The following is a 21610-nucleotide window of genomic DNA, read 5'->3' on the forward strand; positions in this document are numbered from 1 at the left end:
GAAAAAAACTCCTTTAATTTTTAGTTTTACGCATACTCAGGTAACATTTTAACATAGTCCACCGTCCTATGAGCATTTCTTTTTTACTTCTTTTTTTCATTCCTGTTACATTTCCCCCATGACGAACATAATTCATCAAGGGTTGGGCTAAATGTACCACTGGATAGTTGTTTTTCTTTGCCACTAAAAAAATCCACTGGTCATGCATCTGGATTGTGGTTGGGAAAGGTAAAATCATTTTTTTTAAACGCTTCGTAAAAGCCATCATACAGCCGGCTAAGCCATTTTTATAAAAGTTACGTAAAACTGAAATCGGTGGTTGATTCTTTTTAAATTGATTCCATGATGCGGCAACTTCTTGGAAGTTGCCGTCTACGACGTGCGCATCGTGAATGACTAAGTCGGCTTGCTGCTCTTTAAAAGCCTGTTGTACTGCTTGTACTTTATTAGGTAACCACTCATCGTCTTGATCACAAAGGTAGATAAAATCCCCATTAGCCTGTTCAATCGCTTTTTCAAAGGAATAGATGGGACCACGATTTTTTTCGTTAATCAAAATATCATAACCCACCGGATATTCATTAAAAATATTTCGACAGAGTTTGACGGTATTATCGCTAGAATGATCATCCACCACAATCACTTCATCGCTGGCCGTTAATTGCGAAAGAATGGAGCGCAATTGTCGCTCTAAAGTTTTGCTACCATTATACGTAGCTAGACAAACTGAAATCATTTTGTTCCTCCCCAAAGTAAAGTCAGCCCAGCAAAAAAAGTTGTTTTGGCAAAGTATAAATCCCGCACCTTAACGAGTTGTTTCGCGCTTCTTTTAAACAACTGCCAGCAATGTGTCCTTAGTAAATCGCGTCGATAACGGGTATAAAATAGTTTTTCAGCTGCCAGAATTTGTTGATAGCGGCCATGACTCATGGTTGTGTAATCCAAGACTGATAACTGATGTTCCAGCTTGGTATCCAGCACTAACACTTCACCTTGTTGTTTGTGTAACGCATAAAAAAGCCAGTGATCCGAAAAATCTAAGGGAAATTCCGGATTAAAACCGCCAATTTTTGTTAAAAAGCTGAAGCGCAGTAAGCTACCTGAATTAATCGCCATCACCTCTTGTGCGTAACAACCAGAAGTTAGAGCTTGTGCGTTACGATTAATGTAGTCAGCACTTTTCACCGGCGAAATTTGCTGACTCCCCGCAAAAATTTTGGGGACAACAGCAAAAACGTTAGGGGCGATTACTAGTTGCTGTAACTCTTTTAAATAGGCTAAGGAAAGCTGGGTATCTTGATCTAATAGCAACAAGCCATCATAGTCTTTCCCTTGCAATTGCTGATAAGCAAAATTATAGCCCGCCGTCACTCCTAGGTTACGTGGATCATGCTGATAAATGAACCACGGCGAAGTAGGAAAGTCTTGGGCTATTGGACTATTATCATAGCAATAGATAGGAATCTTGCTGGCAAATATTTCGCCCAACCACGAAAAAAAAGGTAATTGTTGTATTTTTTTTTGATATAAAACTACTACGATTGCAAATTTCATTCGTCGACTCCTAGAAGAATTGCCAGCCCCATTTATTAAAGTAGCGGATCATAGACTGCAAAAAGATTTTAAAGAGTTTAAAGCTGCGGTGAGCCCCTTTAGCATAGAAATGTGTCACTTCAGCTTGCGGTAGATAAATAATTTTTTGCTGCACTTGCCGATATTTCTGACATAAATCGTTGTCTTCAAAATACATAAAAAAGCCCTCGTCAAAACCTTCAACTGCTAAAAACGCAGCACGCGAAGTAAACATAAAGCAGCCTGAAGCAAAAGCGATTTCTTGGACCTCATCAGTCAAATCACGGCATTCAAAGTAGGCTAGACGGCGCTGAAATATTTTCTTCAAAAAATTTCCTGGCAAAAACCGCAAAAAATAATCAAAAACAGCTAACCGCCGCCGCACTAAAAATTGCGTAGATCCATCAGTATTCAAAACTTTTGGTGCCACCATTCTTTGGGGCTCTTTTTCTAAATACCTTAGCATTCTTTGGAAACTTTTTTGACTAACGAGAATATCCGGATTACAAATTAGGAAAAGCTCTTCCGTGGCTTGACGCGCATTATAGTTATGCCCGTGACCAAAACCGCGATTTTCTGCGCCATAGTGGATAGTAATTTGTTCGCTTTGGTATTCGGCGAGTTTTTTTTGAAAAGCACTTGTTGAATGATTATCATAGAGATAAATGCGACACGGAAAGAAAGGCAAAATTTCTTGTTGTAAGTTGGCCAATGTTTTAAAAACATCGTCGCCATTGTATGTGACGATACTGATAGCAATTTGTAAATTCTTCACCTAAATCCTCGCTTTCCATGCTACTTCTTGTAAAATATACCTTTGTTTATCATAAAGCCCGAGCTTAATAAAATCAAGATAACCTTAATTTCTATAGATTTTCTTTAAGAAACATGGTTAAATCTCTTTAACTATTGTAGAATAACAATATATTCGTTGGAAACCTAGAAAGCGAGCAAACGTATGAGCATGACTTTTAGTACCATTACTAAACTCTTTATTACTTTTTTAATTTCCCTAGCTTTAACGCCTTTGGTGCGACACTTAGCATTGAAAATTGGCGCAACAGATATTCCTAATAAACGGCGCATGAATCGTGTGCCTATGCCGACAATGGGGGGGCTAGCAATCTTTTTAGCCTTTACTTTTTCTGCTCTTATCTTATTTGCTGATATCATTCCTACTAAGTTCTTTTTACAAATTTTTCTAGGTGCCCTAATTATTATCGTCTTAGGCGTCATTGATGATATCAAAGAGTTGAAACCACGGCAAAAGACGTTAGGGATTCTTTTGGCTGCTTTAGAAATTTACTTTGTAGCCGGGGTCCATTTTGATGAGTTTACTTTGCCAGTTATTGGCACGATTCATTTAGGGTGGTTTGGTTTACCCATGACCATTTTGTGGATTCTTTCTATTACCAATGCCTTTAACTTGATTGACGGCTTAGACGGTCTATCGTCCGGCGTTTCCATCATCGCCTTAGGAACAATCGGCACCATTGGCTATTTCTTTTTGCATCCTGATACGATTTACGTTCCTATTTTGATTTTTATCTTAGTAGCAGCGATTGCTGGGTTCTTTCCTTATAATTTCTATCCCGCGAAAATTTATCTAGGGGATACGGGGGCATTGTTTCTTGGCTTTATGATTTCCGTTTTATCTTTGCAGGGCTTGAAAAATGCCACGTTAATTACCGTGATTAGTCCCATGATTATTTTAGGCGTACCGATTACCGACACAGTCTTTGCAATTATTCGCCGCTTTATTAATAAGCAACCGATTACTTCAGCAGATAAAATGCATTTGCATCACCGACTGTTATCGTTAGGTTTTTCTCATCGTGGAGCTGTTTTAACGATTTATACGTTGGCGTTAGTCTTCTCTTTAATCGCTTTTCTCATGAGTTACAGTGATAACACTTGGGGCTTGATATTACTAGTCTTAGCCTTATTTTTCGGATTAGAGCTTTTTGCTGAATTAATCGGACTAATGGGGCCTAATCATCAACCCGTCTTAAATCTTTTGAAATATATTGGTAATCCTGAATTCCGTTTAAAACAGCGCTTAAAAAAACAGAAAAATGAAAAAAAGAATTGACATTAATCGTCAATTCTTTTTTTATCTACTTCCTCTTTCCCAACTAATTTCTTAATTCTTGCCAAAATTCCTTTACGCTCCTTCAATTCCGTACCAGAACGATACTCCGCTAACACAGCGTTGATAATGCCACCTAAAATAATAATAGAACTGGCGAGGTTAAGCCAGAGCATTAAGACGATAAAACTGCCGATAATTTGATAACTGGCCATCGCTGGTGAAAAATAGCTGAGATACAAGCCGAAGACCTGCGATAATAAGACCCAGCCACAAGAAGTAAATAAAGCGCCGGGCCAAACGTCCCGCGTTCGAATCTGCGCATTAGGCAAAAGGCGATAAATTAAGCACATGACAATCACTAAGCCCACAATAACGACCGGCCATTTTAAGGCACTAAAGGTGTCGACAATCGACAAAGAAAAATGGAAAACAGATTGTAACCAATTGAGAATCTCTTGTCCTAACCCTAAAACCACCATTACTCCTAGTAACGCAATAATCAGTAAAAACATCATCATAAAGGAAACTAATTTGGCAACAAAAAAATTACGCCGTGCCTCCACCCCGTAAGCTTTATTCATAGCCCCTTGTAAAGCATTGACACTTTTGGAAGCCGCCCATAATGTTGCTAGTGCAGAAAAAGAGACTAAACCTGTGCTACTTTGAGTTAGGAGACTGGTAATAGCCGGTTCTAACTGCTGGTAAATTTCTGCTGGCATTAGTTCCTGAATATAAGGAAGGACAGTGCTGGGATCTAGCTTTAAATAAGGCAAAATACTCCCCACCGCCATAATCAAAGGAAAAAGCGATAACATTAAATAGTAAGCTACTACAACACCAGAGGAGCCCATTTCTGCTTCTTTCATTCGCCGTTGCGTAATCACGATAAAATTTAACAACTTTTTATTTTTAATCATTTGACCTAATTTATCCATCCCATCACCTCTGATAAAAAAAGGAATGAAGCCGAAGTTTCATTCCTTTTTGTTTTTGTTGTTAATACGTGCCTTCTTCGCCTTGTGAAGTTAATAAGTACGGGCCATCTTTAGTAATGGCTAAAGTATGTTCATACTGACAGCTCCACTTGCCATCGCGCGTGTAAGCCGTCCAACCATTAGGATCCATTTTCATTTTCCAAGTACCCACGTTTACCATGGGTTCAATGGTAATCACCATGCCTTCTCTTAAACGCATCCCTTTGCCGGCTTCACCATAATGAGGTACAGCTGGATCTTCATGAATTGTGGGGCCAATACCATGACCGATAAAGTCCCGCACGACACCAAATCCTTCGCCTTCCACGTAGGTTTGAATTGCATGACCAATGTCCCCAATCCGTTTACCCACTTGTGCTTGTTCAATACCTAAGTACATTGCTTTTTTCGTTACGTCCATCAAGCGGGCAATTTCTGGTGACACTTCGCCAACAGCATAAGCCCAACAAGAATCGGACATCGCACCCTTATAATCTACACACATATCGACTTTCACTAAATCGCCATTTTTCAAAACATCTTTCCGGGGAAACCCATGGCAAATTTCATCGTTGATACTGGTACAAGTGGCATATTTATAGCCGTCAAAACCCATTTGTGCCGCAATCGCGCCCCGTTCTTTAATCAGTTTGCGGACGTACATCTCAATATCCCAACTGGTAATTCCTGGTTTAATAAAACTACGTAAATGACGGTGAACATCGGCTAAAATTTCGCCAGATTCTTTCATCATTTCAATTTCACGTTCTGATTTTAAAGTAATCATGCTTTTTTTCGCTCCTATCGTTTTCGATTTTATTCTAACATATTTTGTTAAAATAGTAAGCTTTCAACAAAACTTCTCCCTATCTAGTAAAAAAGCATAATTTGTGCTAATATTCTTTGAACATTAAGACACGAAAAAGGAAGGTTATCCCCATGCTGCTCCTACTATTCATCACCTTTACCGGTTATGTTTTACTCCTGAAAAAAAATAATCCCCAAAGCTCCCTAACAAAAATTATTTTAAAAAGTCTCAAAACAAATGTGTTACTCTTCGCTGTTAGTCTGCTCCTAAGTACGCTACTGGGGCAAAAATTATTACCGGCACTACTCCATCTTCATTTTTGGTTACTAACACCCTTAAAAGTTAGCGGTACTTTTGTTGTCTTAACATTTATTGCGGTTGGTCTTATTTTCTTATTACGGCGCCTTACGCAGAGTCAACACATCGCGCGGCGTAATTTAAAAGCTGGGGATTGGACCCTTTACTTCATTACTCTTCTTTTTATTTTTATTGGCAGCCTCTTCTTCTTTAGCTGTTATTGGGGCATGAATCACTTTGGCAAATTATCCATCGACCAAATCGTCTATCATCTTAACGAGCCTTTGACGGGTTCTGACAACACGCAAATTTATTCCTTTATGGAAAATGCGGCTTTAAAAACGTTAGTGGTTACGGCCGTTATCTCAGAACTGTTACTTTTTTCCCTCAGCACCTCCTATCATCGGCTAGCCCCCAAAAAAATCGGTGATTTTTTCCGACACAAAATTTTGCGGCGGGTGCTTCCTGTGGTTGCTGGTTTACTCATTTTATTTTTAGGAGGAACTTTTGGTTTACAACGGGTTGGCTTTGCCCAGATTAAGGCCTACTTTTTTGAAACCAGCCAACTAATGGCGCAAGAATATGTGGACCCGCGCCAAGTAAAGATTACTTTCCCAGAAAAGAAACGCAATTTGATTTATATTTTTCTAGAGTCCATGGAATCTAGCTACTTGTCCACCGAATTAGGAGGCGCGGAAAAAGAAAATTTACTCCCCAATTTAGCTGAGCTAGCGCAAACGACCGGTTTTAACTTTTCTAACACTGAACTTTTAGGGGGCGCACAACAAGTACCTGGTGTGGGCTTCACTACTGGTGGTATGGCGGCCCAAACGGCTGGCGTACCCTTACTCACTTCTGGCAACCACAATCGCTACGGTTCTACTTCACAATACTTACCCGGCGCTTATTCCTTAGGGGAAATTTTAGACCAACAAGGGTATCAACAGACCTTACTCATTGGTTCTAAAGCGAGCTTTGGCGGTCGGGATAAATATTTTACGCAACACGGCAATTACAATATTTTAGATTACAATACCGCGATTACTGATGGCTGGATTGCCCCTGACTATCACGTTTGGTGGGGCTATGAGGACCAAAAACTTTTTGGCTATGCGAAAAACACCTTAAATAACCTTGCCAGTAGCAGTGAACCTTTCAATTTTACGATGTTAACGGTGGACACCCACTTTGAAGATGGCTACCTTTCTGACGATACACCGAAAGTTTTTGACGACCAATACAGTAATGTCATTCACTACTCCGATGAAATGCTTGGTGAATTTCTAAGTTGGATAATGACGCAACCTTTTTACGCTAACACCACCGTCATTATTTCTGGCGATCATTTAACGATGGATAAAGATTTCTTCGCTGACTTAGCGCCGGACTATACCCGGACTGTCTTTAATCTCTTTTTAAATTCAGCGATAACACCAGCGACTGGCAAAAATAAAAACCGACAATTTTCTACGATGGATATGTACCCCACAACCTTAGCTGCACTGGGGGCAAAGGTTAGCGGTGAACGTTTGGGGTTAGGGACGAATCTTTTCGCTGACGAACCCACCTTAATGGAAAAATACGGGTATGAAACCTTTAACGCGGAATTAGCCAAACGTTCCGACTTTTACCAAAATACGATTATTCAAGGTTCGGAAATTGAAGTCCTCACCCCGACGAAAACAAAAAAATAAGACTAACCAGCTAGAAAATTTTTCCCTCCCTATGAAAAAACGGAGAGAATGTGTTAAAATTTCTTTGTTAAAACATTTTGATGGAGGTAACCCATGGCTTTAGCTAAAATTGTTTATGCAAGTTTAACCGGCAACACTGAAGAGATTGCCGATATTGTTTCTGAAGCACTAGAAAACTTAGATATTGAAGTGGATATGGCGGAATGTACTGAAGTAGACGCTGATGAATTTAACGATGCTGATTTATGTATCGTCGCCAGTTACACATATGGTGACGGTGACCTCCCTGACGAAATTCAAGACTTTTATGATGATTTACAAGAGTTAGATTTAACAGGGAAAATTTTTGGTGTCGTAGGTTCTGGCGATACTTTCTACGGTGATATGTTCTGTAAGGCTGTAGATGACTTCGAGGCGGCCTTTTTAAAGACGGGAGCCACTAAGGGTGCTGAAGGCGTTAAAGTGGAACTAGACGCACAAGCAGAAGATATTGAAAAATTGGAAGCTTTCGCCAAAACCCTAGCTAGCAAACTATAAGAAAAAAACTGGTGGGAAATTTATTTTCCGTACCAGTTTTTTTTAAAGTTGTAGCGTAAGTCTAGGTTCTTACCACTGCTCTAGCTCTGTCAAAATAAAAAAGCGTCAGTCTCAAGTGCGGCCTGTCTTGAAATATGCAGGACAGGTGCCACTGAGGATGACGATTTTTTATTTTTTTCATGCGCCAACAGCTTCTTCCTTATCCAAAATAGTCCCGATGGAATCTTGAATAATGGCAATCATTTGCTCTTGTGTTGGATGAATAATATTAGAACTCATTAAAGAGGCTAAGCCGGTAACGGTAATCCACGTACCCGTATGCAAGCGATTAATCACATCTTCTGGTAAGTTAGCATAATGCTCATCTTTCCGTGCCCGTTGTGAAAACATCGTGTAAGAAAAACTGTGCATCCGTTCGCCGCCGCCGTAATCTTCTAAATACAGCGCTTTATACAATTTGTTTTCATGCTTTGCGAAGTAGATATAATTTAAACCCATATCCACCACGTTGTCCCCCGTGATTGCCTTAGTGAAAATTTCTTCCCCAAGATAATCGTGAATGCGATCAAACACCGCTTCTTTCAGCTCGTCCATGTTGCGAAATTCCAAATAAATCGGTTGCGTCGAACAAGCCATGTGCTGCGCAATATTGCGCGCCGTAAACTTTTGAAATCCTTCTTGGGCTACCAAGTCATAGGCAGCATCCAAAATTTGTTGGCGAGTAATTACTTTTTTTCTAGCCATCCCTTTTACTCCTTTCAAAAAATACAACTGAAGCAAATCCTTCCCCTTAGTTATTATATCATGCTTAATATCAAATGCCTAGACTGTTTTTTAAAAGCGCTGTCAAATTTATAAATCTTGATAATCACCAGTAACTGAAATATCAGTTTGTGGAATTTCAATTATTTAAACTGCAATAAAAAATTGAGAATTCTGACAAATGATGTTATCATAAGGGAGATTATGTAATCAAAAAAACTTAGTGGAGGTCTTTATGTTAGCTAACTTTGCACAAAACCTAGAAAAATACGCGGCTTTGATTACCGAAGTCGGTGTCAACGTCCAACCGGGACACACCATCGTCCTAAACATCAGTATTGAACAACAAGAATTAGCTCACCTAATCGTAAAAAAAGCCTACGAATTAGGAGCAGCTGAAGTTTCAGTTCAATGGATTGATGAATTTTCTGCCCGAGAATTTTACTTGCACGGCGCCGAAGATCGTTTATCCGAAGTCCCTGCTTATAAAATTGCGCAAGGAAATGACTGGTTAGCTAAAGGTGCATCTCGGATTAGCGTTGTTTCTAGCAATCCTGACGCACTAGCTGGCGTCGATCCAGAACGGGTCGCCAAGTACCAAAGTGCCATGGGAAAAGCCATGATGCATGTTCGTTTAGCTACACAAGCTAATAAAGTTTCTTGGACCGTAGTAGCCGCCGCTTCCCCAGCTTGGGCTAAAAAAGTTTTCCCTGACTTAACTTCTGAAGAAGAACAAGTAGACGCTTTATGGAATCAAATTTTTAAAACGACCCGTATCTATAGCGAGGATCCTGTCGCTGCTTGGCAAAAACACGACGCTACGTTAGAAACAAAAGCAGACGAGCTAAATCGCATTCAATTTGATGCTTTACATTATACGGCTCCTGGCACTGATTTAACCATCGGCTTACCGGAAAATCATTTATGGGAAGGCGCCGGTAGTTTCAATAGTCGCAAAGAAAAATTTATGGCTAACATGCCAACAGAAGAAGTCTTCACTGCTCCTGATTGCCGACGGATTAATGGCACAGTCTCCTCCACTAAACCTTTAAGTTATGCTGGCACAACGATCTCCGGCATGCACTTTACTTTTAAAGATGGCAAAGTAGTGGACTTTTCCGCGGAAGTTGGCGAAGAAGTCTTAGGAAAATTACTAGCAACAGATGAAGGGTCAAAAAGTCTTGGTGAAGTTGCCTTAGTTCCCGATCCTTCCCCTATTTCCCAATCGGGCATTACTTTTTACAATACCTTATTTGACGAGAATGCTTCCAACCACTTAGCATTAGGTCAAGCTTATGCTTTCAGCTTAGTTGGTGGTACTGAAATGACCGGCGAAGAACTAGCTAGTCACGGCTTAAATCGCAGTCAAAGTCACGTGGACTTTATGATTGGTTCTAGTGAAATGAACATCGACGGTATTAAAAAAGATGGCACGATTGTCCCAATTTTTAGAAATGGTGACTGGGCCTAGAAATTAAATAACCGAAAAATAAAAAAGCGAGAAAAATTTGTGAAATTTTTCTCGCTTTTTACTTTTCTTTTGCACCAAAATTAGATGACATATTCAGGTTCTTTTGCTACTTTTTTGTCTTTAGGCGCTTCCTCTTTTTCATCCTTTAGAGCTTTAGCTTCTTGTTGCGCTTCTTGTTGCGCTTCTTTAAAAGCTTTAGATTTAGCATCTTTATAGTCCTTTTGACGTTTAGCAAAAGTCTCTTCTTTTGTTTCGTGAGCCATGCTCTTCACCTCCTAAAAGCGTTTTCTTCACAAACTTATTGTAACACAACTGTGTTGGTTAGCAATAGTTTATTGCCTGATTGACGAAAAATTTTTTCAAGGATATAATTAAAGCATTGTCGTGTCCTCGTAGCTCAGTAGGATAGAGCGTTTGCCTCCTAAGCGAAAGGTCGCTGGTTCGATTCCAGTCGGGGACGTTAAAAAAGCGCTGAAAATGTTGATTTGTCAACATGCGCGTTTTAAATGTGCCAAATTTGTGCTAAATACTTTTTAATTGTCAAAAGGAATTATCTTAGCACTATGAGGTACAAAAAGAAAAACAAGTCTGCATTCTTTAGTAAAGATTGTTAGACTTGTTTTTTATTTTACATCTATCTGTTAAAGGATTGAAATTAATCGCTGCCCACTATGTGCTATAATCACCCTATTGGAAAGAGAAGGTGAAAACATGGAAAGCAGAAGTCAATATCATAATGCTGGTCAGGATAGGAAAAGAAAAAATTCAAATAAGTGGTTTTTACTAATTATCGTGATCTTACTTTTGACAATACTCATGATGATTGCTTTTATTTTGCATCTAGGCGCCGACAAAGAAAAAGAGAGTCCTAATACTTCTAGTACGACAGAGTTCGCTCAAGGGGCAAGTACTTCGGCAACTATGGCAGCTAGCAGTGATTGGGCCCAAGAATCTGTATCATCATCGAGCCAACCTGAATCAGCCTATGAGGATGGTTCACTGAAGAAAGTCAATCAAGATACTAGCCAATACGCAGTAGATTTAACTTTTCTAGCAGTGGGAGATTCCTTACAGGGAAGCTTTGCTGAAGCGACGATTACCTTCACACGAAGCAGTGACGATATGTACACATTTTCAGCAATAATTCCAGCAGAGAATATTACCGGCGAGCGTTCTGTAGTAGAAACGACTTATACTCTAGGGAATACTCGTTCAGCCCTTCAAGTTTGGAATGATAATCTTCAAGATACAAGAGAAGTCATCGTCAGCTCTTCATTAATAAACACAGCCAGTATTTTTAGAGACGCTAACGTCACTGCCATGGACGAATTTTTTAATATGTATCAACTTAAAGAAGGTAATGGCTTTTTATTCTATAACAAATCAGGAGCTATAACTATTGCGTTTAAAAGAACAGATGCAATGGGTTATTTAAGCATGGAACTTCATAAAAAGAATTAAGAAGTCCTCAGTTCTCATCATCAACGGCCTGTAAGAAGTGACCAACGGAAAACTAACAACTGGACGCTTTTTCACGGTTATCCACCAGCTTTATGGTTTCTAAAAAAGCAGCGCCGCAAAAATTGCGGCGCTGCTTTTCGTTTCAGGATTATTGTGCTGCGTCTTCGTTTTCGGCAGCTTTCCGGCGTTTGCCAGCTTTTTCCCGTTCATTTTTATTTAAGATTTGTTTCCGTAAGCGGATGGAATCTGGCGTTACTTCGCAGTATTCGTCATCACTTAAGAATTCTAATGATTCTTCTAAGCTTAAAATCCGCGGCCGTTTAATGACCGATGTTTGGTCTTTATTGGCGGAACGGACGTTGGTTTGTTGTTTTGCACGCGTGATATTAACGGTTAAGTCATTTTCACGAGCGTTTTCTCCCACAATCATGCCTTCGTAAACTTCAGTCGTTGGTTCCACAAAGACCGTCCCTCGTTCTTCGATAGACATGATGGAGTAAGTCGTAGCTTTCCCTGTGTCTAAGGAAACTAAAGCACCGGTATGGCGGCCACCAATCCGACCTGGTAACATTGGCAAGTAGGAATCAAAGGTGTGGTTCATAATCCCGTAACCGCGCGTCATGGAAAGGAACTCAGTGGAGTAACCTAGTAAACCACGAGCTGGTACTAGGAAGATTAAACGCATTTGACCATTACCGGCGTGAATCATGTCTTGCATTTCACCTTTACGTTGTGATAATGATTCAATGATGGTACCCATGTATTCTTCTGGCGTGTCAATTTGGACTAATTCGAAAGGTTCGCATTTCACACCGTCCACATAACGAACGATAACTTCTGGCCGAGAAACTTGCAATTCATAGCCTTCACGGCGCATTTCTTCAATTAAGATGGACAAGTGTAATTCTCCACGACCGGAAACAATCCAACGATCTGGTGAATCTGTATTTTCAACTTTCAAGGAAACGTCCGTTTGTAATTGTTGCATCAAACGTTCTTCGATTTTACGGGCCGTTACCCATTTTCCTTCGCGACCAGCAAATGGTGAGTTGTTTACTAAGAAGGTCATTTGCAAGGTTGGCGCATCAATTCGTAAGATTGGGAGCGCTTCTTGATGGTCAGTTGGTGTAACAGTTTCCCCAACGAAGATGTCTTCCATCCCGGAAACAGCAATTAAATCGCCGGCTTTGGCGCTTTGGATTTCTTCACGTTTTAAACCGAAGAAACCAAATAATTTAGTGACGCGGAAGTTTTTCACGGAGCCGTCTAATTTCATTAAGGATACTTGGTCCCCGACACTGATGGTACCACGGAAAACGCGGCCAATTCCGATTCGACCAACGTATTCGTTGTAGTCTAGTAAGGACACTTGGAATTGTAAAGGTTCATCAGAGTTATCCACTGGTGCTGGAATATGGTCAATAATCGTTTCAAAAATTGGTGCCATAGTGTGTTCTTGGTCCGCTGGATCTTCAGACAAGCTGGAAGTTCCGTTTAAAGCTGAAGTGTAAATAACAGGGAATTCCAATTGGTCATCATTGGCGCCTAGTTCGATAAATAATTCTAAGACTTCGTCCACAACAAATTCCGGACGAGCAGAAGGTTTATCAATTTTATTCACGACAACAATCGGTGTTAAATGTTGTTCCAAAGCTTTTTTCAAAACGAAACGGGTTTGCGGCATGGTCCCTTCATAAGCATCCACCACTAACAAAACACCATCAACCATTTTCATAATACGTTCTACTTCACCACCGAAGTCCGCGTGTCCAGGAGTGTCCATGATGTTAATTTTAGTATTATTGTAAGAAACAGCAGTATTTTTCGCTAAAATGGTAATACCCCGTTCTTTTTCAATCGCGTTGGAATCCATCGCCCGTTCTTGCAATTGTTCCCGTGCACCTAGGGTTTCTGATTGCTTTAATAACTCATCCACCAAGGTTGTTTTACCGTGGTCGACGTGGGCAATGATGGCAACGTTACGAATATCTTCTCTTAATTTCAATTTGTATATCTCCTTAAATTATAATCTCCCGACAAGTCTCTTCACAAAAAAGAAAATAGCTGAAGCTATTTTCCAACGAATATACTGCGACAAATTATTATAGCAGATTCTTTTCATGAAATACAGTAAAAGTTTTCAAATTTATTTTCTTTTAAAAGCTTTTTTGAAACTCAGCAAAAGCGGGTTGTGACAAGGCAATGAAGGGTTGGCGCCCGGAAAAATTTAAAGGAGCTTTGTCGGCTCCTGTATAAGGAATCCCAAAGGCATCCAGCAAGGCACAACCTGGTGCGTAATCCCACGGTTGCAAATTAGATAAGTAGCCTACTTGTTGACCCGTTAAGATGGCAATCATTTCTAAACCAGCGCAACCCATTATCCGGACGCCGGCTGTCGCATCCCCCACCGCTTGAGCGTTGCATAAATTATGAGCGTACAAATACGCATTCATTCCTAGTAAGCCATCAGCTAAGCGCATCGCCTTGGGTGGCCTTAATTTTTCTTGATTACAATAAACGCCAAGATCACGCCCACCCCAATAAAGTTTGCCGGCCATCACGTCGTAAATAAAGCCGAGACGACTTTGGCGTTTTTCATAAAGAGCTAACATAATACAAAAGTTTTGTTTTTGTAAGACAAAATTCAAGGTGCCGTCAATCGGATCGATAATCCAAACCCGTTTTTGCCAGTCGACTTCTTGATTGAAGCCCGACTCTTCTCCTAAAATATCATCTTCCGGGAAATGTTCTTGAATTTTCCCGACTAAAAAAGCTTGGGTCGCTTTATCGAGATTCGTCACTAAATCGTTGCGTCCACTTTTCGTTTCTACTTCTAAAGGCTCTAACATTTTTTCCCGCAAAACACTAGCGGCTTCTTCTAACCAAGGAATAACAAGTTCAGCGATTTCTTTCAAGATTTTGCCTCCATTTTCAAGATTTTTCGGGTACTCGTTTTACTTGCTTGCACGACGCGGTACAGAGAATAACCACTCTCCTGCTGAAATTCTTTACCTAAGCGCTTTTCTTCCCCAATACTGGGAACCACTTTTTTAAAGGCTTGATAGCCAGCTTTAAACTCGGCTAAGGGTATTCCTTTTTCATAGGCCGCTTCCACTAAGTTCCATAGCTTCATCACCACTACTAATTCTTCCTGACGCCACGTGTAGTCTAGCGGGTATTGATAATTTTCTTTCATGCTCATCCTCCTACCTACATTCTCCTTTAGTGTATCATAAACTGTCCTCTTTCCGCATGCTTAAAGGGATTAGCACCCATAGTTTTCAGGTAATCAGGTAAATAAAACTCTAATTAAATGACAACAGCTACTTTATTTTGCCGTTTTTTTCCGCTAAACTATTTGTGAAAATAAATTTGAAAGAAACTGAAAGGTGTGAAAGTTTAATTGATGCAAGCGGTGGTTTTTGATGTGGATGATACTTTATATGACCAACAAGCGCCCTTCCGAAAAGCAGTAAAAGCACTCGTTCCCCAAGTACTAGCAGCCGATTTTCACCCGTTGTATTTGCGTTTTCGTTATTACAGCGATGAAAATTTCCCCAAAGTAATGACGGGAGAATTAACTTTAGTGGAAATGCGGAATCAGCGGATTATTGAATCTTTAGTGGATTTGGATTATCCCCGTTTAACAACCGTAGAAGCGCTCCGTTTTCAAAAACTTTACGAAGATGAATTACAACAAATCCAACTTCACGCAGATATTGCAGAGACACTAGATTACTTGAAAGCGCGCCAAATTCCCATTGGCATCATCACTAACGGCCCGACAGATCACCAATATAAAAAAATCAAACAACTGCAAGTGGAAAATTGGGTGGCCCAAGAACGGATTATTATTTCCGAAGCAACGGGTTATCAAAAGCCTGAAGTAGAAATTTTTCAGATTGCGCAAAATCTTTTTGGCTTCACGCCGGCAGAAACCCTTTATGTGGGGGATAGTTTTGAAAGTGATGTCGCCGGTTGTAAGAAAGCGGGCTGGCAATCCTTGTGGTTTAATCATCGCTTACGCCAAGCGCCCATAGCCCCGGCCCACTTACCTGACTTTGAAATTCAATCCTTTCCGCAATTATTGATCACCTTACAGGAAATTTTTTAAGGAAAGTTTTAAACTTGGGGCCGACCGCCAGTGGTTTCTTGTCAGTTGTAACAAAAAGCTGTATAGTAAGTCCAACTTGAAAGCTGTTTAGGAGGCGCCCCGTGTTTACTTTTTTACCTCATAGTATTTTGCAAATGGCGACGATTTTTTTATCCATCGTCATTGAAGCTTTGCCGTTTGTTTTATTAGGTTGTCTGATTTCCGGTGCGCTGCAAGTTTTTCTAACGCCGCAACGAGTAAAAAAAATCTTGCCTAAAAATAAATTTCTTGGGATTTTAGTCGGCTGTGTCTTAGGCTTTTTCTTCCCTTCTTGCGAGTGTGGGATCGTGCCGATTGTCAATCAGTTCGTCAAAAAAGGCGTGTCGGAACACACGGCCTTTGCCTTTATGCTCACCGCCCCGATTGTCAATCCCATCGTTATTTTTTCTACGTATATCGCCTTTAGTAACTCTGTTAAGTTCGCTTTATTACGCGTTGTCGGCAGTTTCTTTGTGGCCATCATCATTGGCAGTTGGATTGCCTATTTTAACCATACCACCATTTTAAAAAAACAGCTTGCCGCAAGTGACACACAAGAGCATGACCACCACCATCATGCAAAGCTTTCCGGTAAACAAAAGGCGGTGGACGTGTTGCTACACGCCTTAGATGAATTTTTTGATACGGGACGTTACTTGATGTTTGGGGGCTTAATTGCCAGTGCTATGCAAGTTTTCTTGCCTACTTCCGTCTTGTTGACCGTGACTTCTTCTAAATTACTAGCCATCGCCTTACTAATTCTTTTAGCGTTAACCATGTCCTTGTGTTCAGAAGCGGATGCTTTTGTCGGCAGCTCCTTATTAAGTCTTTTTGGGACAGCGCCGGTGGTGGCGTTTCTCGTCTACGGTCCCATGGTGGACATCAAAAATCTTTTAATGATGAAACGTTACTTTGGGACCCGCTTTGTTTTAGCGATGGTGGGACTGATTACTTTAAGCGTCACTTGCTACGCTTTCATTGTCTAAGGAGGCGGCCTAATGATTCGATTTTTAATTTTAGCTGGTTATTTTGAGTTGATGCTGATGCTGCAAACTTCCGGCAAGTTAAATCAATACATCAATGTCCATTATCGCTATTTGGCCATTCTTTCCATGATTCTTTCCTTAATTCTAGCTATCGTGCAATTAATTCTCTGGGTGAAAAATGACCAGACACAACATGAACATGATGATCACCAACACGGCTTAAAGAGTCGCAGCCAACGAATCATCGCTTACGTGCTCCTGAGTTTGCCGCTAATTGTTGGTTATCTTTTTCCCACCGTCAGTCTTGATACCACCATCGTGGAAGCTAAGGGCTTTAATTTCCCCATTAGTAAAGAATCGGTGGGGGATCCTGAAATGAATACCCAATACTTAAAACCAGACACTAGTATTTATTTTAATGAAAATGATTACCACGACCAAATGACCAAACTGCTGGCAAAATATCAAAATCAATCGGACTTAAAGGTTACTGAGGATAATTATTTGGAACTAATGGAACTCATTTATAATTATCCCAGTGAGTTTCTCGGCCGAACCATTACGTATACTGGTTTTGCCTATGTCACCCAACAAAATGGCACCACCGATGATTTTATTTTCCGCTTTGGCATTATCCATTGTGTCGCAGACTCCGGAGTTTTTGGTTTACGAGTGACCTTGCCGGCAAATACCACGGTTCAAAACAATGAATGGGTTACAATTAGCGGCACCTTAACGAACGACTACTACGCTCCCTTTAAACGTCAGCTCCCCACGGTCAAAGTCGCCACCCTAACAAAGGTCGCAACGCCGGCCAATACTTATGTTTATCGTTCTTTTTAAGTAATCCTTAGCAAAAAGACGCTGCCTCAGCTGGCAACGTCTTTTTTCGTTTATTTTAAAACTTCCGCAATATCAGTCAACATTTCTGTGTAGGCAATCGGACCATTGTATAGCCAACTTTTTTCTGGACTAAATTCATGGAGCTGTTGATTTTTAACGGCGGGAATATTTTCCCAGAGACTTTCTTTAAACATCGCCGCGCCAGTATCGCTATTAACAAGGAATAAGTAGTCGGCATCTAATTGCGACAAACTTTCCAAAGAGACTTGCGACCAATCAGACGTTGCTTTTGCAGTAACGTCAGCGACTAAAGCTGGCACTTCAAAGCCTAAGTCTTGATACAAAAGACGCCCGGAAGAGCGATCTGACCGTACCATAAAGGCAGTGTTGTTAGTTACCCATAAAACAGCAGCGGACTTTCCTTCGATTTTAGCCGCTAATTCTTTTTTTGTTGCGGCAACATCATCTTGATACTCTTTTAAAACTTTTTCTCCAGCATCCACTTTACCTAAAACTTTAGCTACGTCGGTCAGTTGTTCTTCCCACGTAACGCCATCGCCATTTTTCACAACATAAGTCGGTGCAATTTTACTGTATTCGTCGTATTTGCCCCCTTCAACTAAACCACTGGAGCTCACCAGCAACAAATCAGGCGTAAAACTCAAGACGTCTTCATAAGGCAAATCATAACTAATCGTTGGAATATCGGCTAATTTATCTTGTAAATAATTTTGAATGGAGCCACCTCCTACAGTCCACTGAGCAACTGGGGTCACCCCTAAAGCCAACACATAGTCTTCTAAGTAGCTGGCAATCACGCGTTGCGGATTCGCCGGTACCGTGACGGTATGACCATCAGCATCCGTTAATGTTTGGGCGGCACTTGAGCTATCCGTAGTACTTTCACTGCTTCCTTTTGCATCTCCTTGCCCTTTACAAGCGACTAAACTCAAAGCGGCCAAAAACGTCATGGCCCCTAAAATAATTTTCTTTTTCATACACTACCTCTTTCTTTTAATTGAGAAATATTCTCAGTTAATATTATTGCGAAGTTTGAAACCCTTGTCAATACTAAAATTTATAGTTGACGACCTTCCGAAAAAAAAGGATAATTGAGAATGGTTATCAAAGGAACGAGGACAATTATGACAGATTTAAAAACCAAACAATTAACAGTCAGCTATGAAAAAAAAGAAGTCATCCATCAAGTAGACCTCGCTTTGCCGGTGGGAAAAATTACCAGCTTAATTGGTCCCAATGGCAGTGGTAAATCTACCCTCTTAAAAGCTGTGGCGCGGATTTTAACACCAGATAACGGTGCTGTTTTACTAGATGGTACCGACATTCAACGGCTCGACACGCGACAAGTCGCCCAAAAATTAGCTATTCTTGGTCAAAGTAGCACCCTTTTGACAGGTCTCACGGTAAGCGAAGTTGTGGCGTACGGTCGTTTCCCTTATTTAAAGGGTTTCGCTGGTTTGAAAGAAAACGACTATCAACTGATTCAATGGGCCTTAGATGCAACCGGGCTGACAGAATTAAAAGAGCGGCGGTTAAACGCCCTTTCTGGGGGGCAACAACAGCGGGTCTGGATTGCTATGGCCTTAGCGCAAGACACCGATTTATTATTATTAGATGAACCGATTACTTTTTTAGATCCCGCCCACCAGTTAGAAATTTTAAATTTATTAACTACGATTCAACAGCAAGGCAAAACTATTTTTATGACGATTCACGATTTGAATCAGGCCTCCCGCTTTTCTGATTACATTATCGGCATGCGGGGAGGGGAAATTTTAATGACAGGTACACCGCAAGAAGTTTTTGTGCCGCAACAAATGGCCCGACTTTTTGATATTGACGCTGAATTTTATACGCCGGAAAACTCACAAAAACCCCGCATTTTAGATTATTCCTTATTGCCAAAAGGAGCAGATGCCTCATGAAAATAAAAAAATTTTCTTTTGTCAGTCTGCTGTTCTTGTTACTCATCCTCATGTGTCTCCTTTCACTGCGTTATGGCGCGGTGCGTAACAGTTGGCACGATGTTTGGGGTCTTTTTAGGCCTACTGCAGAGCAAGGTCCCCTAAGTCAAATGATTATGGAGCTGCGGGTGCCTCGTACCTTAAGCGCGCTTTTAGTGGGGGCGAGCTTTGCTGTAGCGGGCGCTATGATGCAAGGGATTACCGCCAACCCGATCGCCGACTCTGGTCTGTTAGGAATTAATGCCGGAGCAGGTCTTGGTCTAGCGTTAACCTTTGCGCTTTTTAAAAGTCCGCAACCGGCTGTGACGATTCTTTTTGCTTTTTTAGGGGCTTTACTTTCTTTAGCCATCGTTTACTTTTTAGCCAGTCAACGAAAATTTGGCTTTAACCCATTGAAAATGGTTTTATTAGGAGCGGCATTGAGTTCTTTTTTTGCGGCCTGTAGTCAAAGTATCAGTTTATATTTTAATTTGAATCAAGATTTAGTCTTCTGGTTAGTTGGTGGCACCGGGAACATTACTTGGAGCCAACTGCCACTAGCGGCTCTTGTAATCCTTTGTGGGCTATTCTTGAGTTTTCTTTTAGGCAGCCAAATTACCTTATTAAGTTTAGGGGATGAAGCGGCAATTTCTTTAGGTAAAAAGCCGGCGACGATTCGCAAATTAGCGATGCTGGCGGTTTTATTATTAGCAGGAACTGCTGTCGCTTTAGTGGGGACGATTAGTTTCCTGGGACTTTTTATCCCCCACATTACCCGCCACTTTGTCGGTCATGACTATCGCAGACTTTTACCAGCAACAGCCCTTTTAGGCGGCTTATTTTTCGTTAGTGCCGACCTTTTGTCCCGCATCATTGCCCCACCTTTAGAAACACCGGTGGGAGTCATCGTCACAGCAATTGGTGTGCCCTTTCTCCTTTATCAAATTCGTCGAGGTCGCCTATGAAAAAGAAAATTACCTTGATTGGTTTACTGTTGCTCCTCTTTTTAGGTATCCTTCTCAGCTTAAAAGTTGGCACCACTTCCTTTAGTTGGGCCGCTTTGAGTCGTATTTTACAAGGGGGCGGTACTAGCGCTGAAAATTTAGTGCTCTACGACTTTCGTTTGCCGCGCCTGCTTATTGCTCTTTTGGCGGGTAGCGGCTTGAGTTTAGCTGGCTATGTTTTTCAAACGATTACCCATAACGACTTAGCCGATCCCGGCATTTTAGGAATTAATGCCGGAGCGGGTTTAACCGTCCTACTTTATCTAGGCTTTTTTGCTAGTGGTCAAACGAGTTGGCTCTTACCTTTAGTCGCTTGTACTGGTAGTCTATTTGCCGCTTTCCTTGTTTACCTTTGTGGTCAACAATTCCGTCGTCTCTTACCCAATCGTTTATTGTTAGCTGGCGTTGCCGTAAACGCTGGTCTTTCCGCCCTCACGTTAATTGCCACTTTAAAAGTCGCACGGGATAATTACACCTTTGTCACCAGTTGGCTAGCGGGAACTATTTGGGGCGCTACTTGGCAATACGTCGGTTTATTGCTCCCTTGGCTCCTGATTTTAGTGCCTGTTTTATTTTCCCAAGGGCGAACCTTAGAGCTCTTAAACTTAGGAGATGAAACAGCGATTGGTTTGGGAGTGGCGCTACGTAAGAAACAATTTTTCTTATTGCTTTGTGGCGTTTGTCTAGCGGCAGTCAGTGTCGCCGTTGCCGGTAGCATTAGTTTTATCGGTTTAATTGCCCCCCACATCGCCCGGACCTTGCAACCCAAGCGCAACAATACCACCTTAGCTTTCACCATGCTAATGGGCGCTTTACTGTTAACCTATGGCGATCTTTTAGGTCGTATCCTTTTACCGCAAGGGGAACTAGCTGCGGGGATTGTCGTCGCTTTAGTAGGAGCACCTTATTTCATCTATCAATTATTAAAAACCAGCTAATCGAGTAGGAGGTAGACGATTATTTCGCCTACCGACCTCTCACACCACCGTACGTACGGTTCCGTATACGGCGGT

The 21610-nt window shown here is 41.1% G+C and carries 22 protein-coding genes and 1 tRNA gene; 12 read left to right on the top strand and 11 right to left on the bottom strand.

All coding sequences use genetic code 11. The features are described 5' to 3' along the window. Positions 1–13: 13 nt before the first annotated feature. The 3 genes from FFM57_RS06350 to FFM57_RS06360 are packed head-to-tail and all read right to left on the bottom strand — an operon-like array spanning position 14 to position 2347. Entirely contained in the window at positions 14–736 is a 723-nt protein-coding gene (locus tag FFM57_RS06350; RefSeq protein WP_137599692.1) for a glycosyltransferase, read from the bottom strand. Then, positions 733–1554 carry a glycosyltransferase family protein gene (locus tag FFM57_RS06355; protein ID WP_137599693.1) on the bottom strand — a complete coding sequence of 274 codons (822 nt, stop codon included), beginning with the start codon at positions 1552–1554 and terminating at the stop codon, positions 733–735. The genes FFM57_RS06350 and FFM57_RS06355 overlap by 4 nt, the downstream gene beginning before the upstream one ends. A gap of 10 nt (positions 1555–1564) precedes the next feature. Further along, positions 1565–2347 (bottom strand): glycosyltransferase family 2 protein, encoded by a 783-nt coding sequence (locus tag FFM57_RS06360; protein WP_137599694.1) that lies wholly within the window; start codon positions 2345–2347, stop codon positions 1565–1567. Between the two features lie 183 nt (positions 2348–2530). Between FFM57_RS06360 and FFM57_RS06365 the strand changes: the two genes are divergently transcribed. Next, the gene (locus tag FFM57_RS06365) at positions 2531–3664 is read left to right on the top strand and encodes a glycosyltransferase family 4 protein (protein ID WP_137599695.1); all 1134 of its coding nucleotides are present in this window, start codon (positions 2531–2533) and stop codon (positions 3662–3664) included. Between the two features lie 2 nt (positions 3665–3666). Here FFM57_RS06365 and FFM57_RS06370 read toward each other — a convergent pair whose 3' ends face one another. Both FFM57_RS06370 and map read right to left on the bottom strand, forming a co-directional pair. Beyond that, the gene (locus tag FFM57_RS06370) at positions 3667–4599 is read right to left on the bottom strand and encodes a YihY/virulence factor BrkB family protein (RefSeq protein WP_137599696.1); all 933 of its coding nucleotides are present in this window, start codon (positions 4597–4599) and stop codon (positions 3667–3669) included. 61 nt (positions 4600–4660) lie between these two features. After that, on the bottom strand, positions 4661–5425 hold the full coding sequence (gene map / locus FFM57_RS06375) for a type I methionyl aminopeptidase (protein WP_137599697.1): 765 nt from the start codon (positions 5423–5425) through the stop codon (positions 4661–4663). Positions 5426–5577: 152 nt separating this feature from the next. On the opposite strand from map, the gene FFM57_RS06380 reads away from it, so the two are divergent. Both FFM57_RS06380 and FFM57_RS06385 read left to right on the top strand, forming a co-directional pair. Further along, on the top strand, positions 5578–7437 hold the full coding sequence (locus tag FFM57_RS06380) for an LTA synthase family protein (RefSeq protein WP_246023430.1): 1860 nt from the start codon (positions 5578–5580) through the stop codon (positions 7435–7437). Between the two features lie 93 nt (positions 7438–7530). Next, a complete protein-coding gene (locus FFM57_RS06385; protein WP_137599698.1) occupies positions 7531–7974 on the top strand; it encodes a flavodoxin in 444 nt (147 codons plus the stop codon). A 177-nt stretch (positions 7975–8151) separates the two neighbouring features. Here the strand turns inward: FFM57_RS06385 and FFM57_RS06390 are convergent, their stop codons facing one another. Beyond that, the gene (locus tag FFM57_RS06390) at positions 8152–8718 is read right to left on the bottom strand and encodes a TetR/AcrR family transcriptional regulator (protein WP_137599699.1); all 567 of its coding nucleotides are present in this window, start codon (positions 8716–8718) and stop codon (positions 8152–8154) included. A 253-nt stretch (positions 8719–8971) separates the two neighbouring features. Here FFM57_RS06390 and FFM57_RS06395 point away from each other — a divergent pair, with 253 nt between their 5' ends. Next, positions 8972–10207, top strand: a complete 1236-nt coding sequence (locus FFM57_RS06395) for an aminopeptidase (protein WP_137599700.1) — start codon at positions 8972–8974, stop codon at positions 10205–10207. Between the two features lie 80 nt (positions 10208–10287). Here FFM57_RS06395 and FFM57_RS06400 read toward each other — a convergent pair whose 3' ends face one another. Then, positions 10288–10470 carry a hypothetical protein gene (locus tag FFM57_RS06400; protein ID WP_137599701.1) on the bottom strand — a complete coding sequence of 61 codons (183 nt, stop codon included), beginning with the start codon at positions 10468–10470 and terminating at the stop codon, positions 10288–10290. Between the two features lie 123 nt (positions 10471–10593). Between FFM57_RS06400 and FFM57_RS06405 the strand changes: the two genes are divergently transcribed. Both FFM57_RS06405 and FFM57_RS06410 read left to right on the top strand, forming a co-directional pair. Further along, positions 10594–10667, top strand: a tRNA-Arg gene (locus FFM57_RS06405). 251 nt (positions 10668–10918) lie between these two features. Beyond that, positions 10919–11668: a hypothetical protein gene (locus FFM57_RS06410; RefSeq protein ID WP_137599702.1), complete on the top strand. Its 750-nt coding sequence runs from the start codon at positions 10919–10921 to the stop codon at positions 11666–11668. Positions 11669–11816: 148 nt separating this feature from the next. Here the strand turns inward: FFM57_RS06410 and typA are convergent, their stop codons facing one another. The 3 genes from typA to FFM57_RS06425 all read right to left on the bottom strand — a co-directional run bounded on the left by typA (position 11817) and on the right by FFM57_RS06425 (position 14864). Further along, on the bottom strand, positions 11817–13673 hold the full coding sequence (gene typA / locus FFM57_RS06415) for a translational GTPase TypA (protein WP_137599703.1): 1857 nt from the start codon (positions 13671–13673) through the stop codon (positions 11817–11819). A gap of 151 nt (positions 13674–13824) precedes the next feature. Continuing rightward, positions 13825–14583, bottom strand: a complete 759-nt coding sequence (locus FFM57_RS06420) for an inositol monophosphatase family protein (RefSeq protein WP_246023432.1) — start codon at positions 14581–14583, stop codon at positions 13825–13827. Then, positions 14580–14864 carry a UPF0223 family protein gene (locus tag FFM57_RS06425; RefSeq protein WP_137599705.1) on the bottom strand — a complete coding sequence of 95 codons (285 nt, stop codon included), beginning with the start codon at positions 14862–14864 and terminating at the stop codon, positions 14580–14582. Before FFM57_RS06425 ends, FFM57_RS06420 begins: the two co-directional genes overlap by 4 nt. Positions 14865–15071: 207 nt before the next feature. Between FFM57_RS06425 and FFM57_RS06430 the strand changes: the two genes are divergently transcribed. The 3 genes from FFM57_RS06430 (at position 15072) to FFM57_RS06440 (ending at position 17629) form a co-directional block, all read left to right on the top strand. Then, positions 15072–15782 (top strand): HAD family hydrolase, encoded by a 711-nt coding sequence (locus FFM57_RS06430; protein WP_137599706.1) that lies wholly within the window; start codon positions 15072–15074, stop codon positions 15780–15782. A 101-nt stretch (positions 15783–15883) separates the two neighbouring features. After that, on the top strand, positions 15884–16786 hold the full coding sequence (locus tag FFM57_RS06435) for a permease (protein WP_137599707.1): 903 nt from the start codon (positions 15884–15886) through the stop codon (positions 16784–16786). A gap of 12 nt (positions 16787–16798) precedes the next feature. Next, positions 16799–17629 carry a TIGR03943 family putative permease subunit gene (locus FFM57_RS06440; protein ID WP_137599708.1) on the top strand — a complete coding sequence of 277 codons (831 nt, stop codon included), beginning with the start codon at positions 16799–16801 and terminating at the stop codon, positions 17627–17629. Positions 17630–17679: 50 nt separating this feature from the next. On the opposite strand, the gene FFM57_RS06445 is transcribed toward FFM57_RS06440, so the two are convergent. After that, positions 17680–18627 carry an ABC transporter substrate-binding protein gene (locus tag FFM57_RS06445; protein WP_137599709.1) on the bottom strand — a complete coding sequence of 316 codons (948 nt, stop codon included), beginning with the start codon at positions 18625–18627 and terminating at the stop codon, positions 17680–17682. A gap of 147 nt (positions 18628–18774) precedes the next feature. Between FFM57_RS06445 and FFM57_RS06450 the strand changes: the two genes are divergently transcribed. From FFM57_RS06450 to FFM57_RS06460, 3 genes are read left to right on the top strand one after another with little or no spacing between them, the layout of a single operon-like run. Then, the gene (locus FFM57_RS06450) at positions 18775–19575 is read left to right on the top strand and encodes an ABC transporter ATP-binding protein (protein ID WP_137599710.1); all 801 of its coding nucleotides are present in this window, start codon (positions 18775–18777) and stop codon (positions 19573–19575) included. After that, the gene (locus FFM57_RS06455; protein ID WP_137599711.1) at positions 19572–20558 is read left to right on the top strand and encodes a FecCD family ABC transporter permease; all 987 of its coding nucleotides are present in this window, start codon (positions 19572–19574) and stop codon (positions 20556–20558) included. The genes FFM57_RS06450 and FFM57_RS06455 overlap by 4 nt, the downstream gene beginning before the upstream one ends. After that, a complete protein-coding gene (locus FFM57_RS06460) occupies positions 20555–21535 on the top strand; it encodes a FecCD family ABC transporter permease (protein ID WP_137599712.1) in 981 nt (326 codons plus the stop codon). The genes FFM57_RS06455 and FFM57_RS06460 overlap by 4 nt, the downstream gene beginning before the upstream one ends. The last annotated feature ends 75 nt before the right edge of the window (positions 21536–21610 follow it).

The organism is Enterococcus nangangensis (genome assembly GCF_005405245.1).
In the GTDB taxonomy this organism is placed as follows: domain Bacteria; phylum Bacillota; class Bacilli; order Lactobacillales; family Enterococcaceae; genus Enterococcus_J; species Enterococcus_J nangangensis.

Bases quoted from the DNA above. Each gene is read 5' to 3' on its own strand.
- FFM57_RS06350 (WP_137599692.1), bottom strand. From the start codon at position 736: ATGATTTCAGTTTGTCTAGCTACGTATAATGGTAGCAAAACTTTAGAG.
- FFM57_RS06355 (WP_137599693.1), bottom strand. From the start codon at position 1,554: ATGAAATTTGCAATCGTAGTAGTTTTATATCAAAAAAAAATACAACAA.
- FFM57_RS06365 (WP_137599695.1), top strand. From the start codon at position 2,531: ATGAGCATGACTTTTAGTACCATTACTAAACTCTTTATTACTTTTTTA.
- FFM57_RS06370 (WP_137599696.1), bottom strand. From the start codon at position 4,599: ATGGATAAATTAGGTCAAATGATTAAAAATAAAAAGTTGTTAAATTTT.
- map (WP_137599697.1), bottom strand. From the start codon at position 5,425: ATGATTACTTTAAAATCAGAACGTGAAATTGAAATGATGAAAGAATCT.
- FFM57_RS06380 (WP_246023430.1), top strand. From the start codon at position 5,578: ATGCTGCTCCTACTATTCATCACCTTTACCGGTTATGTTTTACTCCTG.
- FFM57_RS06385 (WP_137599698.1), top strand. From the start codon at position 7,531: ATGGCTTTAGCTAAAATTGTTTATGCAAGTTTAACCGGCAACACTGAA.
- FFM57_RS06390 (WP_137599699.1), bottom strand. From the start codon at position 8,718: ATGGCTAGAAAAAAAGTAATTACTCGCCAACAAATTTTGGATGCTGCC.
- FFM57_RS06395 (WP_137599700.1), top strand. From the start codon at position 8,972: ATGTTAGCTAACTTTGCACAAAACCTAGAAAAATACGCGGCTTTGATT.
- FFM57_RS06400 (WP_137599701.1), bottom strand. From the start codon at position 10,470: ATGGCTCACGAAACAAAAGAAGAGACTTTTGCTAAACGTCAAAAGGAC.
- FFM57_RS06410 (WP_137599702.1), top strand. From the start codon at position 10,919: ATGGAAAGCAGAAGTCAATATCATAATGCTGGTCAGGATAGGAAAAGA.
- FFM57_RS06425 (WP_137599705.1), bottom strand. From the start codon at position 14,864: ATGAAAGAAAATTATCAATACCCGCTAGACTACACGTGGCGTCAGGAA.
- FFM57_RS06440 (WP_137599708.1), top strand. From the start codon at position 16,799: ATGATTCGATTTTTAATTTTAGCTGGTTATTTTGAGTTGATGCTGATG.
- FFM57_RS06445 (WP_137599709.1), bottom strand. From the start codon at position 18,627: ATGAAAAAGAAAATTATTTTAGGGGCCATGACGTTTTTGGCCGCTTTG.
- FFM57_RS06450 (WP_137599710.1), top strand. From the start codon at position 18,775: ATGACAGATTTAAAAACCAAACAATTAACAGTCAGCTATGAAAAAAAA.
- FFM57_RS06455 (WP_137599711.1), top strand. From the start codon at position 19,572: ATGAAAATAAAAAAATTTTCTTTTGTCAGTCTGCTGTTCTTGTTACTC.
- FFM57_RS06460 (WP_137599712.1), top strand. From the start codon at position 20,555: ATGAAAAAGAAAATTACCTTGATTGGTTTACTGTTGCTCCTCTTTTTA.